Consider the following 14,549-nt stretch of genomic DNA (forward strand, 5'->3'; position numbering starts at 1 on the left):
ATCCTCCAAGCCCGCCAAAGTTACGCCACATGCCACAAACGTTTCGCCTCTTCGGCAATGATCTCAGGGTATTCCTCCGGGAAGAACAGCTTCGCTCCGGGCACAAGGCGAATGCCTTGGGATCGTGGAAACGTGTGATCGAGATAGTGGGCATCCGCCAGTGGGAAGATATCGTCGCTGGCACCCCACACGATCCGTACCGGAACCGTGCTGCGCTTGAGCACCGATTCGATACCGACCAGCGGGTTGGGCTCCAGTGCGATGTGGTAAGCGTGGTATTGCGCCCGGCGTAACGGCGAGCTCACCAGCGGGGTCACGTAGTACTCGATGGTTTCATCGGCAAAGCGGCTGGGATCGTGATAAACCGCCGCACCAAACGTCGAGCGTGCCAGCGCCTTGTCGGTAAGCCACTTGGCGGTCGAGTCCGCGAGTGTTCCGGCGCGCGCCATCTCGATGACCGGCTTGACCTTGGACGGCGGGCTGTCGGGCTCGACGTCGCAATTTGTCAGCAGCAGCGTTCTTACGCGCTCGGGATAGCGAACCACGAACAACTGCGCGACCGCACCGCCGCTATCGCTGGCGACAATGTCGACCTTGGAGATCGCAAGCGTATCGAGCAAGGCCGCGAGCATCGCGACCTGGGCGCTGGCAGCCAGCGATTGGTGCTCGGGAATCTGTGAGTATCCGAGCCCCATGAAATCGGGTGCGACGCAGCGCCGGTAAGCGGATAGCCGATCGATCGCTCCGCGCCACTGAAAGCCGTTGAGCGGCGCGCCATGCAGAAACAATGCCACGTCGCCCGATCCGCGCTCGACATAGGCGATCTTGCCGAACGGGAGGTCAGCGAAGCGTCGCGCCGCGCGAAATGCTTCCGCGCTGGTCGGTTGCGAGTTGCCTGCGGCCACTGCGCCGCGGACGGTATCCACGCGCGACACGAGCGCGCCAACGACACCGGCGGCGAACGTCGCGCCGGTAAACTTCAAGAACTGCCTACGCTTCATTCCGAGTCTCCATGCGGCGAATGCTTCTGCATGTGCATATGCTGGCAATGTCGCCGCTGCGCCGCGCGCACAAACGGCCGGTGCCGGACACAGGCGGATGATTTTCGGCACTTGCACCGCGCCCGGCCGCGTAGAAGCATCCGGCCATGAGCGATCGACCCTCCTGCTACCCCGGTCCTTCCGCCGCGCTGCTGTCCAGCGTCAGGCAGGAACGTCTGCCGCTACTGGACGTGCTCACTTCGCCGGTTCCCCCCGGAGTGTTCCAATCGCCCGTGGATGACCGGCATGTTCTTTGCCTACACCTCGGCGACCCCGTGCCGGTTACCTACCGCGCAGGCAACTACGAGCGGAAAGGGGTGCGCATCCATGGCCAGTTCTGTGTCGTGCCCTCACGCGCGACCACTCGCTGGACGGTGTCACAGCCAGCGCGTTCCCTGTTGCTGCGATTGACACCGTCGCTTCTGCAGAACACCGCCGAGGCCATGGGGCTGAGCACGCGAGATGCCGAACTGGCGCCTTCGATTCACATACGCGACCCGCAGGTCGAGCGCATCGGCTGGATGATGCAAGCCGAAGACCATGACGCATATCCGGGTGGCCGGCTGTTCGCCGACAGCCTCGCCTCCGCACTTGCCGCACGCCTGCTCGCCCTGCAATCTCGCAAGCGAGACGCAACTTCCAAGCCTGGTCGCGCTCTACCGGCATGGCGACTGCGCCACGTGATCGAGTACATCGAGGCGCATCTCGATGAAGACCTTACGCTCGCTGAGCTTGCAGGCGTGGCGGGATTCAGCCTGTCGCACTTCAAACCGCTGTTCAAGCAAGCGGTAGGCATGCCGGCCCATCGCTTTGTCTTGGAGCGGCGTGTGGAGCGCGCGCGAGTGCGGCTGCTCGAAGGGGGAAGGAGCCTCACCGATATTGCGCTGGAGGCGGGCTTTGCGCATCCGAGCCACATGGCTCGCTGCATGCGTCGCGTGTTGGGATTAAGCCCTACCCAGATCGCGGCTTCGTTTCAATGAAGCAGTGATGGAGCGAGTTCACTCTCGATCGTCTGCATTTGCCCCGAATTTCTCGTTTTCAACTTCACGATGGCACGGCGGGCCATCCGCTATAGAAGGTCGTCATGGATACCGAAATCGCACCGCTGAAATTGGAAAGCACGCTGACCTGTCCGGAGTGCGGCCATCAGGGAACCGAAACGATGCCAACAAACGCCTGCATCTTCTTCTATGACTGCGCAGGATGCGGCGCTCTGTTGCGACCCAAGCCCGGTGACTGTTGCGTGTTCTGTTCCTACGGCACGATGCCATGCCCTCCGGTTCAGCAGCAGAAGTCGTGTTGCAGCGGGCACTAAGGTGCCCTTGGTGCAACCGGCAGCAACCCTCGTTCTGTCTCCCCCGAGTCACCGAGTGCGGCTACATACAAGGACGTAGAGATTGTGAAGATCTGCTCCGACTGACACACGGGCGGCTTGATATCGGGTCGGTGCGGGTCCAGAGCCTTCTACGGTAAGGGGGGAGTCCATGAAGACATTGATGATCGTTGCAGGCTGGCTCTTCGTCTTGAATACCATCGCCTATCTGTATGCGATCACCAAGTTCTATGGGATCGTCAATTCTGAGCGGCCCGAGTGGGTGCAACGCAGAGGTTCCCTAAGCTTCCTCTATGACGGGCTGCCACGTCTCGGTGATCCGAATGTCACCATGGCGGTCATCCGGACAGCTTTCAGCCCACGCGCGAATCAACTGACTTCACCTTTGGCGGGTTATTACGCTCGTAGGGTTCGTGTATTGCTTCCTGCGGGTCTGGCGCTGTTCGCATTCATACTGTTTGCCATGTGGCGTGCTTGGCCCTGAGGGCTTTTGGAAACGGGTCTGCCAGCTCGGTACAAGCACGAGGTGCCTGTTTTTAGCAGAACGTGGACTGCCCTCTGAGGAGCATCGACCCCCCGCGGCATTGTCATTCGTGACCAAAGAGGTGGTTTACCTCGCCGCCATTCGCGGTAAGGTGGCGAAGGGGGATATCGCATGACCGTGGCGCAACGCGCATCGTCCGGCTGTCCGCCCGTGCAGCTACCTTGCCCATTGCCCACGGAGAAGTTGTCTCATGCGCTTGCTACCTCTTTTCGCCGCCATCACGCTGGCCCTTGGAGCCACCGCCGCTGCCCGGGCCGATGACGTGCCTTCCCCAACGCGAGTCGTCGTGCGCGCCGCCCACCTGGTAGACGTGCAAACCGGCACGGTGCGCAACAATCCCCTGGTGATCATTGAGGGCGAGCGCATTGCCGAAGTGCGTTACGACGGCCAGGTGCCAGCCGGGGCCAACGTGATCGACCTCGGCGACGCCACCTTGTTGCCCGGCCTGATCGACTGTCATGTCCACCTGACCGGCGACCCGGGAGAGGTCAAGGGCGACTATTACGAGGCCGTGCTCAAGCGCAGCTCGATCGACTCCGCCATTCTTTCGCCCGTGTACGCCAAGCGCACGCTGGACGCCGGGTTCACCACGGTGCGCAATCTCGGCGCCGGTGACTTTGTCGATGTTGCCCTGCGCAACGCGATCAATCGCGGGGACATCCCCGGCCCGCGCATGCTGGTGTCTGGCCCGCCGCTGGGCGCGACTGGCGGTCACGCCGACGGCACCACGGGCTTCTCGCCGTGGATCGAATTCCATGAAGTAGACGGCGTAGCCGATGGCGTGGACGCCATCCGCCATCGCGTGCGCGAGAACGTCAAGAACGGCGCTGACGTGATCAAGTTCATGGCCAGCGCGGGCGTGCTCAGCGCGGAGACGTCGGTGGGCGCGCCGCAATATTCGCAGGAAGAGATGAACGCGATCGTCGATGAGTCGCATCGCTGGGGAAAGAAAGTGGCAGCGCACGCGCACGGCGCGGAAGCCATCAAGATGGCCATACGCGCCGGCGTGGATTCGGTCGAGCACAGCAGCATGATCGACGAGGAGGGCCTGAAACTTGCCAAGCAGCACGGCACCTATCTCGATTTCGACGTCTACAATGACGACTACATCCTCAGCGAATACACAAAGCGGGGTTTCCCGGCGACCATGATCGAGAAGGAAAAGTTGGTCGGCCGCATGCAACGCGAGAACTTCCAGCACGCTGTGAAAGCCGGTGAAAAACTCGCCTTTGGTACCGATGCGGGCGTCTATCCGCACGGCTGGAACGGCAAGCAATTCGCCGCGATGACCAAGTGGGGCATGACGCCGATGCAGTCCATCCAGGCCGCCACGGTCAACGCCGCCGATCTGCTCGGCATGAAGGACAAGGTGGGCGCCGTGGCGCCGGGTTACTACGCCGACCTCGTTGCCGTTGGCGGCGATCCCATCAAGGACATCACGCAACTCGAACACGTTTCGTTCGTGATGAAGGGCGGCGCGGTCGACAAGAACGAGTTCAAGCGCTGAGGTAACAAACTGGCGGTTGTGGAAGGGCGTGCGTGCCGATGAGTTTCGGCACGCACGTTCGGCTAAGGGAGCGTGGGCGGCAAGGAGATCTGCGAAAGCGTATCGAATGCACCCAGGCGTACCTCTGACGACGCAATGCCTTCAAGCTGTCGATCCAAGGCTTGATACTCGGCCGCGAGGTTGAGTTTGAAGCTCTCGAATGCTTCGTCCGACTGCCAGCGATCCACAGTGAAATAACGCCCCGTGTGCTCGCGGCAGCGCAGCAGCTTCGTTTCGATAAAACCTGGCGCTCGCCTGAAAAGCTGAGCCCAAGGCCCCTCCGGGCCATAAGCCGATTCAAAATCAGCCACGCGGGCGACGGGTACGAAAAATTCCCAGATGATGTCGTAGCTCAGGGTGTCACTCCTCTTCATCAGGGGATGCCCGGGCCGGTACGCGCCGGACCAGAACCTCTGGTCAAGGCGGATCTGAGGCATCATCCACATGGTTTTGTGATGCGAGAGTCAGGAGGCTGGTATGCACGTCGTGCGTGGCATTGCTCTGGTCGTCTTCTTCCTGTGGCTTATGGTCGATGCCATCGTCGTTTTTCGCCTTAAAACAGGCGAGGCCGAGAACCGTGATCGCCGTTCCCTGAAATTGCTCATGATCGGCAACCCGCTAGCTTATGCAGCCAGTATCGCTTTGTCGTACGGCACGGTGGGAGCCATTCATTGGGTTGGACTGCAGGTCGCGGGCCTGCTGATCATGGGAGTCGGCATCGTTGTGCGCTCAACGGCGATCGTGCAGCTTGGTCGTTTCCACACACCCAATGTGGCCGTTCGGGTTGACCATCAGCTGAAGGAAACCGGGTTGTACCGCTATGTGCGGCACCCGAGTTATCTGGGTGCGCTGATCGCCTTCCTCGGCTTGGCCCTCGCGTTGGGCAACTGGTTGAGCGTGATTGTGATGATGTGCATAACCACGTACATCTACCTCTACCGTATTCGCGAAGAAGATGCGGCACTCTCAGCGGCATTCGGCGAGGCTTATCGCCAATACGCATCACGTACCAAACGTCTTATTCCGTGGATCTATTGACCGACGGCTTCCTGCTCGGGCCAGTCGGGCTGCAAGTTCGGAAGATGGGCTTTCGGCCCGAAACGCACGTTCCCGGCAAGCGCCACGAGATGCCTATCGTCCTGTACGTTGAAGCGAGAGAATTGCAAAATTTCCACAGCTACTAGGGTGAGATATGGACAACGCTAGTCCAGCTTTCTGCGCCATCTACCGTTGGCGTCTACATCCGGGATCAGAAGAGTCCTTCGTCCGGGCCTGGTCGCGAGTTACAGAGTTGCTGCTGACCGAACGGGGATCGTTGGGCTCGCGCCTGCACCGTGGCCCCGACAATATTTGGTACAGCTATACACAGTGGCCATCCGCCACGGCAAAGGCTGAGGGTCTCGCCCGCCCATCTGTCGACCCAGATGCCTGGCAACAACTACGAGAAGCCATCGCTGAGACTCTACCGGAGCTGATTCTCGAGCCCGTATCCGACTTCCTGGCTCCACTTCGGCAGGAAGGCTCCTAGCGCATCCGACGAACTATGCCTTGCTGAACAACGATCTCGCGTGGCGGTCGTTATGCGACGATTGGCGTGCGCGAGATGTCCGCTTTCGACCCAGAGCGGACCTTTCAATAGACCGTCAAAGGGAACGTGGTGAAACATGCGTAGGCCAATTTTTGACCCAGATGAGCTCGCGTCCAACCCTTTCGCGTTTGTGGCTGCGATCGCGCTTGTCTTCTGGAGCGGCTTCGTTGTCTTGCTTTGCGCAAACAGGATAGCAACCGTATTTTTTTCGGCCGAAGACTTTGTGGTTGGCGCGCCCTACCAAGTATGCGAGAAGCCCCTAAACAACCGTTGTGTGACTCACTATTCGATCGTTAGGCAGGATGGATCGGTCAGTGACTTTGTGCCATTCGGATATCAGTTCGAACAAAGCCCATTGGTCGAAGGGACGCACATTGTTAAAGCCTCGACAAATTTTACCTATGTGATCAATGGCAGTTCCAAGCAGTGGTTTTATTTGGACGCGCATCTACTGGCACTCATCGCAGGCGTCGGTGGAGTGGTTGCGTGGTTTTTCCTTGTGCGGGTGGGCATTCTCCCCTTGTGGTTTCGGAGCGCGAGAGAATGACCTTCTCTACATCGATGACGGCCATAGGGCCGTGTTACGAAGTAGTGCCATAGCGGTCTTGGGACGTCCGCTTCCGACCCGATATAGGTATTCCGTTCCGTTCTCGGTGACCATGTCACGGCTGCCAGGTAGCTGGCAGCGAGGGCGGGACTTGCACCGGCCGGCTACGAATATTCCGACCCAAACATCCGATGTTCGCCGCTTTGGTTTCGAGCCGGCCGGTGCGCTTGAGTTCCCTAACGAATACTCAGGGCTCGCCGAGTGATCGGCTCTCTATATTGGCTTCGCCGAGCTTAAGCACGCAGGTCTCGTATCGTGATCACGCCACGAGGTGACGTATGCGCACACATCGGGATGACGATTTTACGGCGTTCATCGGTTTGGATTGGGCGGATGCGAAGCACGACGTCTGCCTGCAACCGGCTGGCAGCGACGCGTATGAGTTCGGCACATTCGCCCATCAGCCCGATGCCATCGATGCGTGGGCGCGTGGATTGCATCAGCGCTTCGGTGGGCGCATTGCCATCGCGTTGGAGCTGGCCAAAGGGCCCGTGGTGTATGCACTGCAGAAGTACGATTTCATCGTTCTGTTTTCGATCGATGCCAGCCTGCTGGCCATGTATCGCAGGGCGTTCAAACCCAGCCGGGCGAAGGACGATCCGACCGATGCACAGCTGGCATTGGAGCTGATGCAACGCTATCCCGACCGAGTTACGCCGCTCAAACCCCAAAGTGTGGAGATGCGCACCTTGAGTTTCCTCGTCGAGCAGCGACGATTGCTGGTCGACGACAAGAAGCGCTTGGTCAATCGCTTGGGCAACACACTCAAGCAGTATTACCCCCAGCTACTGGACTGGTTTAAGCAGCACGATACCGTGGTGTTCTTCGATTTCTTGCGACGTTGGCCCACGCTCAAGCAGGCCAAGCGGGCGCGCAAGGCCACGCTTGAAGCGTTCTTCCGTGCCCACAACGTACGCTTTGCCACGGTCATTGCCGACCGCGTGGAGGCGATCCGCACAGCCATGCCGTTGACCGAGGATCCGGCCGTGATCACCACGCATCAGCTGCTGGCTGAGGCCCTGGTCGAGCAGTTGCAGGTGGCACTGCGTGCGATCGAACGATTCGACGAAGAGATTGCCGTGCTCGCTCCCACGCTTCCGGACTACGCGCTCTTCGAAGCCTTGCCGGGTAGTGGGCCGATCCTGACGCCACGGCTGTTGGCTGCCTTCGGCGAGCAACGCGAACGCTTCGCCAGCGCCGAGCAACTGCAGCGCTATTCCGGTGTGGCGCCGGTGACGGAGCGAAGCGGCAAGAAAAGCTGGGTGCACTGGCGTTGGCAATGCCCTACGTTCGTCCGCCAGACCTTCATCGAGTGGGCTGCCCAAACGATCAACAAGTCCTTCTGGGCCGGAGCCTTCTATCGCCAACAGCGCGCCAAGGGCAGCCCGCACCAAGTGGCCGTGCGTGCGCTAGCCTTCAAGTGGATCCGCATCCTGCATCGCTGTTGGCAGTCCCACACACCCTACGACGAGTCGCGCTACCTTATGGCCCTGCAGCGCCGTGGCTCGCCCTTGCTCGCTGGCCTGGCTTCGTCAGATAGTTGACGGAACGGCTCAGGGCATGAAGCGGACATGCCCGATTGTCCTAACCAGAGACTGGAGTTCCTCCGTTGAAGCCGAACATCAGTGCGAACCTCGCCTTAGCCCTAATCCTTATTGGATGGTTTCTTATGGCCTCCGGCTATCTGATGTCGATACGGGATTTTGGTCGCGCTACTCCTGGCGACTGGCAAGCGGCTTACTACGCAAAAGCGACGCTTGTTACGGGTGCAGGGCTGGCTGTTGCAGCGCTCTCACTCTGGCTTTCTGGCTTTGCATTTCACGGCGCTAGGCGCAGAGCTATCGCCGTTGCGATCCTATTTTTCTTACCCGTTGCCGTGGTCGTTATAGGATTTGCCCGAAACGCATTTTGAGGAAAAGACTTAGTAGACAATGTCCGCTTCCGACCCGGAGCGGACGTCGCCGGGTTGAATCGATCGAGCCAGGGGATGCCTTAGTGATCCTGAGAAACATGGAGCGCTTCCGAAATCGCATTCAGGTAAGTGACGACGGTCAGTCGATCAAAGAGTTTTCGACTGCCGACGGCGAGGAGTCAAAGACCAACGGAACTTTCTTCGAGAGCGGAGGGCGGCAATTTGGGCTCGGAGCCATGCACGGGCAGCCGTGGCTACTGCTCGGTGGAGCGCTGGTGTCCGTCACTCCAAGCATCAGGGTCGCGGTGGTCGAGGAGGAGGAACGGCGCACGTTCTTCGTTTACGACGGTGGCGAGTTGATCGAAAAAGTCACCTATGTACCGGAGAAGCCGTTTTGGAACTTCTTTGCCATGGAGGACGAAGACGTCGACGGATTCACATGGATTCACAACGTGCTTGCCAGTGCCGAGCGGACCGCCATTTTTCTTTCCGCGAATAGTTGAGCACACTGCATCTAACGTCCGCTTCCAACCCGTAGCGGACCTTTTCGTTTCGGATAAGATCTTGGCGAAGCAGGTGGCGCAGCGCGTAGTCGGAACTCTCCAAGCCCTAGAAGGACTGTGTCTATGACAGTAGGCGACCTTTTCCTTGCAGCCATGGCCGCGTCCTTCGTTTGTCTAAGCGGGCTTGTCGTCCGCTTCATCGCAGGCGGCTCCCGTTACACAGAAAGATCTGATCCTGACTACGAACGGCTTACGATCGGCAATCCCTTGAACGCTCTTTTCATAGAGCGTCTCCTGACTCACGACGGGCTTGTGCTTCGAGGCTGGATTGGGAGGTCAGTTCTCATCATCTGGGCAGTTTTTCTCATTGTTGCGATCATCGTTACGAATATGAGTTCGGCGACGTAGTGTGCGCAGCCCGACTCAGGACGAACCATCCGCTTGCGACGGCGGTCTCAACCGGTCGATGCAACACACTAGCGACTGCGCAAGCAGCAGGAGTGTTGCAGATGAGGCACCGGACCCGAATCTATTACACCGAAGAGCAGAAGTCCCAGATGTGGGATCGCTAGCAGCGTGGTGAGTCGCTGCATCAGATCGCACGGCTGTTTGATCGACACCATGGGGCGGTTCGCCAGATTCTCGCGGCTTCAGGTGGCATCCGTCCACCGTTGCGTCGACGCTCGCCGCGCGCGTTGACGTTGGCCGAGCGCGAGGTCATTTCACGCGGACTGGTCGCTGGGCATGGCGTCCGCGCTATCGCCTTCTCACTGCAGCGGGCGCCATCGACCATTAGTCGAGAGATCGCCCGCAACGGCGGCCCGCTGGCGTATCGTGCCAACCAGGCGGATGAGGCCGCCTGGGCTAGAGCACGACGCCCCAAGCTCTGTAAGCTGTCCACGCATCGAGTCTTGGCGCGATGGGTGGCGGCGAAGCTCCAGCACCATTGGGCGCCCCAACAGATAGCCGGATGGCTGAAGCACTCTTATCCCGACGATACGAGCTGTCAGGTGTCACACGAGACGATCTATCGCACGCTTTACATTCAGTCCCGCGGAGCCTTGAAAAAGGAGCTCCTCGCGCATCTTCGGCGATCGCGCGCGATGCGCCGTTCGCGCCATCACACGCAAAAGACTGACGACCACGGAAGGATCACCGGAACTGTCTCCATCAGTGAGCGACCGGCGTGTGTCGAGGATCGCGCGGTGCCCGGCCACTGGGAAGGTGACTTGCTCTTTGGTAACAAGAACAGTCAGATCGCCACCCTGGTCGAACGGAAGACGCGTTACGTGATGCTGGTCAAGGCCGATCGGCGTGACACCGAGACGGTGATCAACGCACTGATCAAGCACGCGCACAAGTTGCCTCGGGAGCTCTACAGGTCGCTCACTTGGGATCGGGGATCAGAGATGGCGGGTCACCATCGCTTCACCCTGGCCACTGACATCAAGGTCTACTTTTGCGATCCGTACCATCCCTGGCAACGTGGCTCCAACGAGAACACCAATGGACTGTTGAGGCAGTACTTTCCCAAAGGCATGGATGTATCGGGTATCACCCAAGCGAAGCTCAATGCTGTCGCAAGAGAATTGGACGAGCGGCCTCGAGAGACGTTAGGCTTTGAAACACCGGCCGAACGATTCCAACAAGCTGTTGCATCGACCGGTTGAGACCGCCACCCACAGCGGACACACGAAGTAATGGGTTTGAGTTCGAGAGAGTGCATGGCAAAGAGTGCAAATCAAGAGATCGCACCTCAAACCGATCGCTTGCGGCTGTTCGGCAATTGAAGCCCGAAGACCTGCACCGTCTGGTCACCATGACCATGCCCTATGGTAAGTACCAAGGTCGCCTCATCGCTGACCTGCCTGGTGCCTACCTTGCATGGTATGCGCGCAAAGGCTTTCCACCTGGCGATCTTGGAAACCTGCTCGCGTTGGCACTCGAACTTGATCACAATGGATTGAAGCCGTTGCTCGATCCGCTACGAAAGCGTCAATAAGGACACGGATACCCGTGGCCTTGAGTTCTCTGATGGAAACCGGCGCCTGATTATGTCCGTTGTCGACCCATAGCGGACCTTTTCCTTCGGCTCGCAGGGACTGTTCCTTATGGACTAGCTGACCCTTTCGGGGGCTTTCTCGCAGCGAAGATTAAATTGCCGGCGTAATTCAGCGAGACCGCTACGAGGACTAGCAGCGCTGTCCCCAGCATCACTTTCCCGACCAGGAACTCCAGGCTTACGGGCAGGGACTGTGCCCCAAGCGACGCGGCCATCAGGGTGACGCCTGCGCTCGGCGGGTGGATAGTGCGCAGCACACCCATCGTGATCACCGTGGCTGCCATCGCAGCCGCTCCAGCGATCACCGGTGAGGAAATTAGGTGTGGCATGAGCAATCCAATGCCGGTAGCCACCGCGTTTGCGATCAACACGGTCCAAGGCTTGGCGAAGTCACTCTTTGGCTGGGTCAACATCAGCATGGCTGAGGCGCCCATTGGTGCCATCAACGGTGTCGTGCCAAGCGACTGTCCAACGAGGAGCGGCGGCATGTATCCGATGGCAGCGATGCTGAAAAACAAGGCTGCAGCGATCCAATAGACGCAGTAGCCCCTCTTTGCTTCATGGATGCATGCGGTGGACATAGCGATTGACCGTGTGGCGCTCGTGATAGGTTCTCTCTCGACGGCGACGAGAGACCAGGTAGCCATCAAGCGAATAGGGGCCTGAGCCTCCGATGAGAAGTGCAATGATCGCTGCTCCGTAGAGCAGATCTGTCTCGTAGCCGGGCTGGCCGAAGTGCGCGCCGGCGACGTCGTAGGACAGCAACTTGATCGAGCTGAATCCGTTCGGCAGATGCACCGTGAAGATGGCCACAAGGAGCACGGTCAGCATTGGGAGCGCCACGAAGGGCACGAGTGCCCCGGCGAGAACCAGAAATCCGCCTGCGCCCTCAACCACGATGGTGGCCCAAGCGAGGTACTCGGGCAGCGGCGTTCCGATCGCATGCAGGATGGCAACAAATGCATCCGGCCCGCGCGCGAGCTTCGCATAGCCATGTTGCATGAAGCCAAATCCCACGATGAGCCTCAACGGCAACGCTTGCCAATGCCGCAAGGCCGTTGAAGCGCTTAAAAATCCGGCGATGAATCTCTGGTTCATGTGAAGGCCGCCTTGGTGGGGGATGCTGGTGTCGTCGTTATCGGTCGCCGGAGGGATGGCGCCCTCCGGCGTTTCTGCGGTGTCGGACTTATGACTCGCGGCTTTCGTGGCCGAGCGAGCGAACCACGTCCTGCTTGAGGAGATAAACCGAAACCACCAGCAGTACGAGGTCCTTCAACAGGAAGGCCGCATTCATCGCCATCGCGGGGAAACCGCCGGCACCGGCATCCCAACCATCGGGAACGAAGGGGAGGATCGTCAGGGTGGAGATGAACGTGGCGATGGAGCCCAGGGCACCGAGCACGCCCAGCTTCTTGTTCCAGAAGCCCAGCAGTATCAGCGAACCGAAGCTCCATTCGGCGGTGCCCAGGAGGATGGCGGTGCCGTGAATGCCCAGTACCGGGATGGTCCAAAAGATCAGCGGCCCGTGCTCGATCAGCGGTGCCAGTGCGGTGATCTCGGACTGGAACCATTTGTCGTAGCCGAACCACGCGAAGATGACGACCATCGCCGCGCGAAGCAGGTGGTAATCGAGATCCTTTTTCAAGAGGCCGGACTTTGCAAGGAGTTGGATGAGTGCGTTCATGGCGATCTACCTCAATCGTTGTGATGGGATGACTTAGACGAATGCCGTGACATCGATCGGCGTGTCGTTGATGCGGTTGAAGACGTTCGTGAACGTCGCCGTGGCGATGGCCAGGCTGATGTCCACGAGGTGCGTGTCGGTGTACCCAGCCGACTTGATCTCGGCATAGATGTCGTCACTGACGGTCCCGCGCGTCGTCACCACCGCATGGACGAAGCGAACCAGCGCGTCATGGCGGCGATTGCCGGTGGGCCGCTTTTCGCGAATGGCCTTCAGTGATTCCGGTGAGAGGCCCGCGAGGAGGGACAACAGACCGTGTGCCGTCATGCAGTAGTCGCAGCGCGCGATTTCACTGACGACGAGCTTTACGATTTCCAGCTCCTGCTTTCTCAGTGAACTCGAGGCCAGGACGCCGTCGGCTTGCAGAATGGCCTTCAGTGCCGCGGGGTTCAGATGCCCAACGGCTGCGTAGCAATTGGGTACGGCACCGGTGGATTCACGGATTCGCTCAAAGATGGCTGCTGCTGCCCCCGTAGCCGACTCGAATTTGGGAGTGTTGATGCGCTGCATGACACACGCCTTCGTTAAGTGGTGATGCGCACTTTACGCGGCCGTGCTGAGCACGTTAATGTTCACATGTATTGTTTTTATGCTCAAAAGTATCAATGGAGACTCGCCATGTCCCCACCGCTCGATTGGCTAAGTCGTCTGCTGGAAATCACGCCAGTACGGGGGCAGCTCGATCTGCGCTGCCAATACGGCGCGCCATGGCGCATCGACCAGGAGGCGTCGGCAGTCGGTGAGATGGCCTATCACATCGTGTTGAGTGGCACCGCTTCGCTGGCGGATCCGCATGGGGGAGGTACGGAGCAACTGAAGGCCGGCGATCTGTTGCTCATGGTCAATGACGAAGCGCACACCTTGCACGATGGCAGTGGTGCACGGGCCAAGCCAGCCACGAGCCGAATCGCGGCCAACGTGGTTTTCAGCGAGAACAAAGGAACAGGCGCTCGCCTGGATATGTTGTGCGGTCGCTTTGTATTGTCCCCGCAGCACGCTCGACTCTTGCGCCGTTATCTTCCACCGCGGCTGATCGTGCGTACCGGTCTGTCCAGGCAAGTCTTGGGAAATCCGGGAAGCGGCGCCGAGTTGCACGGTCTCATGGCACTCATGCAGGCAGAGAGTGGGGCGGATTTCCTGGGAGGTCGCGCCATGCTCGACGCTTTGTCGACTGCGCTGTTCGCACTGACGCTGCGCTTCTCCAGCGAGTCGCAGCAAGCTCCTGCCGGATTGCTTGCTTTGGCCGGTTATCCGCGACTGGCACCAGCGCTGGAAGCCATGTTCCACGATCCCGGGCATGCATGGACGCTGCCGCTGCTGGCCGACAAGTGCAATATGTCGCGCGCGACGTTTGTGTGCCTTTTCCAGGAAAAGTTCGGGATTTCGGCGAGTGACTTGCTCACTGATATTCGCATGACGCTATCGGCGAACGAGCTGCGGAAAACATCAAACTCGACGGGCGCGATTGCGGAGGCCGTGGGATATCAATCCGAGGCGGCGTTCCAACGCGCGTTCAAACTTCATATGGGCGAGACGCCAGCGCGCTGGCGCAAGCAAGCCGACGTCAACGAAGGCATGGCCGATCTCTTATAGCTCGCCTGTGCACTGGCGGCATCACGGCTCTTCAGCGCACCGGGTCTGGGGCGCCGTTGCGGCGCCCCCATGACGCA

At 59.7% G+C, this 14,549-nt stretch carries 18 protein-coding genes and 1 pseudogene; 13 read left to right on the plus strand and 6 right to left on the minus strand.

What is annotated here, in order from left to right; all coding sequences use genetic code 11:
• Window positions 1-20: 20 nt before the first annotated feature.
• A complete protein-coding gene (locus AC3CBN_RS06335) occupies window positions 21-1,001 on the minus strand; it encodes an alpha/beta fold hydrolase (protein WP_488635969.1) in 981 nt (326 codons plus the stop codon).
• Between the two features lie 146 nt (window positions 1,002-1,147).
• On the opposite strand from AC3CBN_RS06335, the gene AC3CBN_RS06340 reads away from it, so the two are divergent.
• The 4 genes from AC3CBN_RS06340 (at window position 1,148) to AC3CBN_RS06355 (ending at window position 4,424) form a co-directional block, all read left to right on the plus strand.
• Window positions 1,148-2,020 carry a helix-turn-helix domain-containing protein gene (locus tag AC3CBN_RS06340; RefSeq protein ID WP_488635970.1) on the plus strand — a complete coding sequence of 291 codons (873 nt, stop codon included), beginning with the start codon at window positions 1,148-1,150 and terminating at the stop codon, window positions 2,018-2,020.
• A gap of 182 nt (window positions 2,021-2,202) precedes the next feature.
• A complete protein-coding gene (locus tag AC3CBN_RS06345) occupies window positions 2,203-2,355 on the plus strand; it encodes a GDCCVxC domain-containing (seleno)protein (RefSeq protein ID WP_488636673.1) in 153 nt (50 codons plus the stop codon).
• A 169-nt stretch (window positions 2,356-2,524) separates the two neighbouring features.
• Entirely contained in the window at window positions 2,525-2,857 is a 333-nt protein-coding gene (locus AC3CBN_RS06350; protein ID WP_488635971.1) for a hypothetical protein, read from the plus strand.
• 250 nt (window positions 2,858-3,107) lie between these two features.
• On the plus strand, window positions 3,108-4,424 hold the full coding sequence (locus AC3CBN_RS06355) for a Xaa-Pro dipeptidase (RefSeq protein WP_488635972.1): 1,317 nt from the start codon (window positions 3,108-3,110) through the stop codon (window positions 4,422-4,424).
• A 62-nt stretch (window positions 4,425-4,486) separates the two neighbouring features.
• On the opposite strand, the gene AC3CBN_RS06360 is transcribed toward AC3CBN_RS06355, so the two are convergent.
• Window positions 4,487-4,909 (minus strand): antibiotic biosynthesis monooxygenase family protein, encoded by a 423-nt coding sequence (locus tag AC3CBN_RS06360; RefSeq protein ID WP_488635973.1) that lies wholly within the window; start codon window positions 4,907-4,909, stop codon window positions 4,487-4,489.
• Window positions 4,910-4,940: 31 nt separating this feature from the next.
• Here AC3CBN_RS06360 and AC3CBN_RS06365 point away from each other — a divergent pair, with 31 nt between their 5' ends.
• The 8 genes and pseudogenes from AC3CBN_RS06365 (at window position 4,941) to AC3CBN_RS06400 (ending at window position 11,075) form a co-directional block, all read left to right on the plus strand.
• Window positions 4,941-5,501 carry a methyltransferase family protein gene (locus tag AC3CBN_RS06365; RefSeq protein ID WP_488635974.1) on the plus strand — a complete coding sequence of 187 codons (561 nt, stop codon included), beginning with the start codon at window positions 4,941-4,943 and terminating at the stop codon, window positions 5,499-5,501.
• A 154-nt stretch (window positions 5,502-5,655) separates the two neighbouring features.
• Entirely contained in the window at window positions 5,656-5,991 is a 336-nt protein-coding gene (locus AC3CBN_RS06370; protein ID WP_488635975.1) for an antibiotic biosynthesis monooxygenase, read from the plus strand.
• 136 nt (window positions 5,992-6,127) lie between these two features.
• On the plus strand, window positions 6,128-6,598 hold the full coding sequence (locus AC3CBN_RS06375) for a hypothetical protein (protein ID WP_488635976.1): 471 nt from the start codon (window positions 6,128-6,130) through the stop codon (window positions 6,596-6,598).
• Window positions 6,599-6,936: 338 nt separating this feature from the next.
• Window positions 6,937-8,202, plus strand: a complete 1,266-nt coding sequence (locus tag AC3CBN_RS06380) for an IS110 family RNA-guided transposase (RefSeq protein WP_488635434.1) — start codon at window positions 6,937-6,939, stop codon at window positions 8,200-8,202.
• 65 nt (window positions 8,203-8,267) lie between these two features.
• Window positions 8,268-8,570 (plus strand): hypothetical protein, encoded by a 303-nt coding sequence (locus tag AC3CBN_RS06385; RefSeq protein WP_488635977.1) that lies wholly within the window; start codon window positions 8,268-8,270, stop codon window positions 8,568-8,570.
• An 83-nt stretch (window positions 8,571-8,653) separates the two neighbouring features.
• On the plus strand, window positions 8,654-9,073 hold the full coding sequence (locus AC3CBN_RS06390) for a hypothetical protein (protein WP_488635978.1): 420 nt from the start codon (window positions 8,654-8,656) through the stop codon (window positions 9,071-9,073).
• 509 nt (window positions 9,074-9,582) lie between these two features.
• Window positions 9,583-10,743, plus strand: a pseudogene (locus AC3CBN_RS06395) (IS30 family transposase).
• Between the two features lie 116 nt (window positions 10,744-10,859).
• Window positions 10,860-11,075, plus strand: coding sequence for a DUF3820 family protein (locus tag AC3CBN_RS06400; protein ID WP_488635979.1), 216 nt, complete (start codon window positions 10,860-10,862; stop codon window positions 11,073-11,075).
• A gap of 107 nt (window positions 11,076-11,182) precedes the next feature.
• Here AC3CBN_RS06400 and AC3CBN_RS06405 read toward each other — a convergent pair whose 3' ends face one another.
• The 4 genes from AC3CBN_RS06405 to AC3CBN_RS06420 all read right to left on the minus strand — a co-directional run bounded on the left by AC3CBN_RS06405 (window position 11,183) and on the right by AC3CBN_RS06420 (window position 13,389).
• A complete protein-coding gene (locus tag AC3CBN_RS06405) occupies window positions 11,183-11,782 on the minus strand; it encodes an HPP family protein (RefSeq protein WP_488635980.1) in 600 nt (199 codons plus the stop codon).
• A complete protein-coding gene (locus AC3CBN_RS06410; RefSeq protein WP_488635981.1) occupies window positions 11,694-12,233 on the minus strand; it encodes a DoxX family protein in 540 nt (179 codons plus the stop codon). Before AC3CBN_RS06410 ends, AC3CBN_RS06405 begins: the two co-directional genes overlap by 89 nt.
• An 88-nt stretch (window positions 12,234-12,321) precedes the next feature.
• Window positions 12,322-12,819 (minus strand): YkgB family protein, encoded by a 498-nt coding sequence (locus AC3CBN_RS06415; protein ID WP_488635982.1) that lies wholly within the window; start codon window positions 12,817-12,819, stop codon window positions 12,322-12,324.
• Window positions 12,820-12,852: 33 nt separating this feature from the next.
• On the minus strand, window positions 12,853-13,389 hold the full coding sequence (locus AC3CBN_RS06420) for a carboxymuconolactone decarboxylase family protein (RefSeq protein ID WP_488635983.1): 537 nt from the start codon (window positions 13,387-13,389) through the stop codon (window positions 12,853-12,855).
• A gap of 24 nt (window positions 13,390-13,413) precedes the next feature.
• Here AC3CBN_RS06420 and AC3CBN_RS06425 point away from each other — a divergent pair, with 24 nt between their 5' ends.
• Window positions 13,414-14,472, plus strand: coding sequence for an AraC family transcriptional regulator (locus AC3CBN_RS06425; protein ID WP_488635984.1), 1,059 nt, complete (start codon window positions 13,414-13,416; stop codon window positions 14,470-14,472).
• Window positions 14,473-14,549: the final 77 nt, after the last annotated feature.

The sequence above is a fragment of the Dyella sp. OK584 genome, from assembly GCF_057787755.1.

What these genes read in the sequence shown, in the direction of transcription:
- AC3CBN_RS06335 (WP_488635969.1), bottom strand. Translation starts at nt 1,001, where the DNA reads ATGAAGCGTAGGCAGTTCTTGAAGTTTACCGGCGCGACGTTCGCCGCC.
- AC3CBN_RS06340 (WP_488635970.1), top strand. Translation starts at nt 1,148, where the DNA reads ATGAGCGATCGACCCTCCTGCTACCCCGGTCCTTCCGCCGCGCTGCTG.
- AC3CBN_RS06345 (WP_488636673.1), top strand. Translation starts at nt 2,203, where the DNA reads ATGCCAACAAACGCCTGCATCTTCTTCTATGACTGCGCAGGATGCGGC.
- AC3CBN_RS06350 (WP_488635971.1), top strand. Translation starts at nt 2,525, where the DNA reads ATGAAGACATTGATGATCGTTGCAGGCTGGCTCTTCGTCTTGAATACC.
- AC3CBN_RS06355 (WP_488635972.1), top strand. Translation starts at nt 3,108, where the DNA reads ATGCGCTTGCTACCTCTTTTCGCCGCCATCACGCTGGCCCTTGGAGCC.
- AC3CBN_RS06360 (WP_488635973.1), bottom strand. Translation starts at nt 4,909, where the DNA reads ATGTGGATGATGCCTCAGATCCGCCTTGACCAGAGGTTCTGGTCCGGC.
- AC3CBN_RS06365 (WP_488635974.1), top strand. Translation starts at nt 4,941, where the DNA reads ATGCACGTCGTGCGTGGCATTGCTCTGGTCGTCTTCTTCCTGTGGCTT.
- AC3CBN_RS06370 (WP_488635975.1), top strand. Translation starts at nt 5,656, where the DNA reads ATGGACAACGCTAGTCCAGCTTTCTGCGCCATCTACCGTTGGCGTCTA.
- AC3CBN_RS06375 (WP_488635976.1), top strand. Translation starts at nt 6,128, where the DNA reads ATGCGTAGGCCAATTTTTGACCCAGATGAGCTCGCGTCCAACCCTTTC.
- AC3CBN_RS06380 (WP_488635434.1), top strand. Translation starts at nt 6,937, where the DNA reads ATGCGCACACATCGGGATGACGATTTTACGGCGTTCATCGGTTTGGAT.
- AC3CBN_RS06405 (WP_488635980.1), bottom strand. Translation starts at nt 11,782, where the DNA reads ATGGCTACCTGGTCTCTCGTCGCCGTCGAGAGAGAACCTATCACGAGC.
- AC3CBN_RS06410 (WP_488635981.1), bottom strand. Translation starts at nt 12,233, where the DNA reads ATGAACCAGAGATTCATCGCCGGATTTTTAAGCGCTTCAACGGCCTTG.
- AC3CBN_RS06415 (WP_488635982.1), bottom strand. Translation starts at nt 12,819, where the DNA reads ATGAACGCACTCATCCAACTCCTTGCAAAGTCCGGCCTCTTGAAAAAG.
- AC3CBN_RS06420 (WP_488635983.1), bottom strand. Translation starts at nt 13,389, where the DNA reads ATGCAGCGCATCAACACTCCCAAATTCGAGTCGGCTACGGGGGCAGCA.
- AC3CBN_RS06425 (WP_488635984.1), top strand. Translation starts at nt 13,414, where the DNA reads ATGCGCACTTTACGCGGCCGTGCTGAGCACGTTAATGTTCACATGTAT.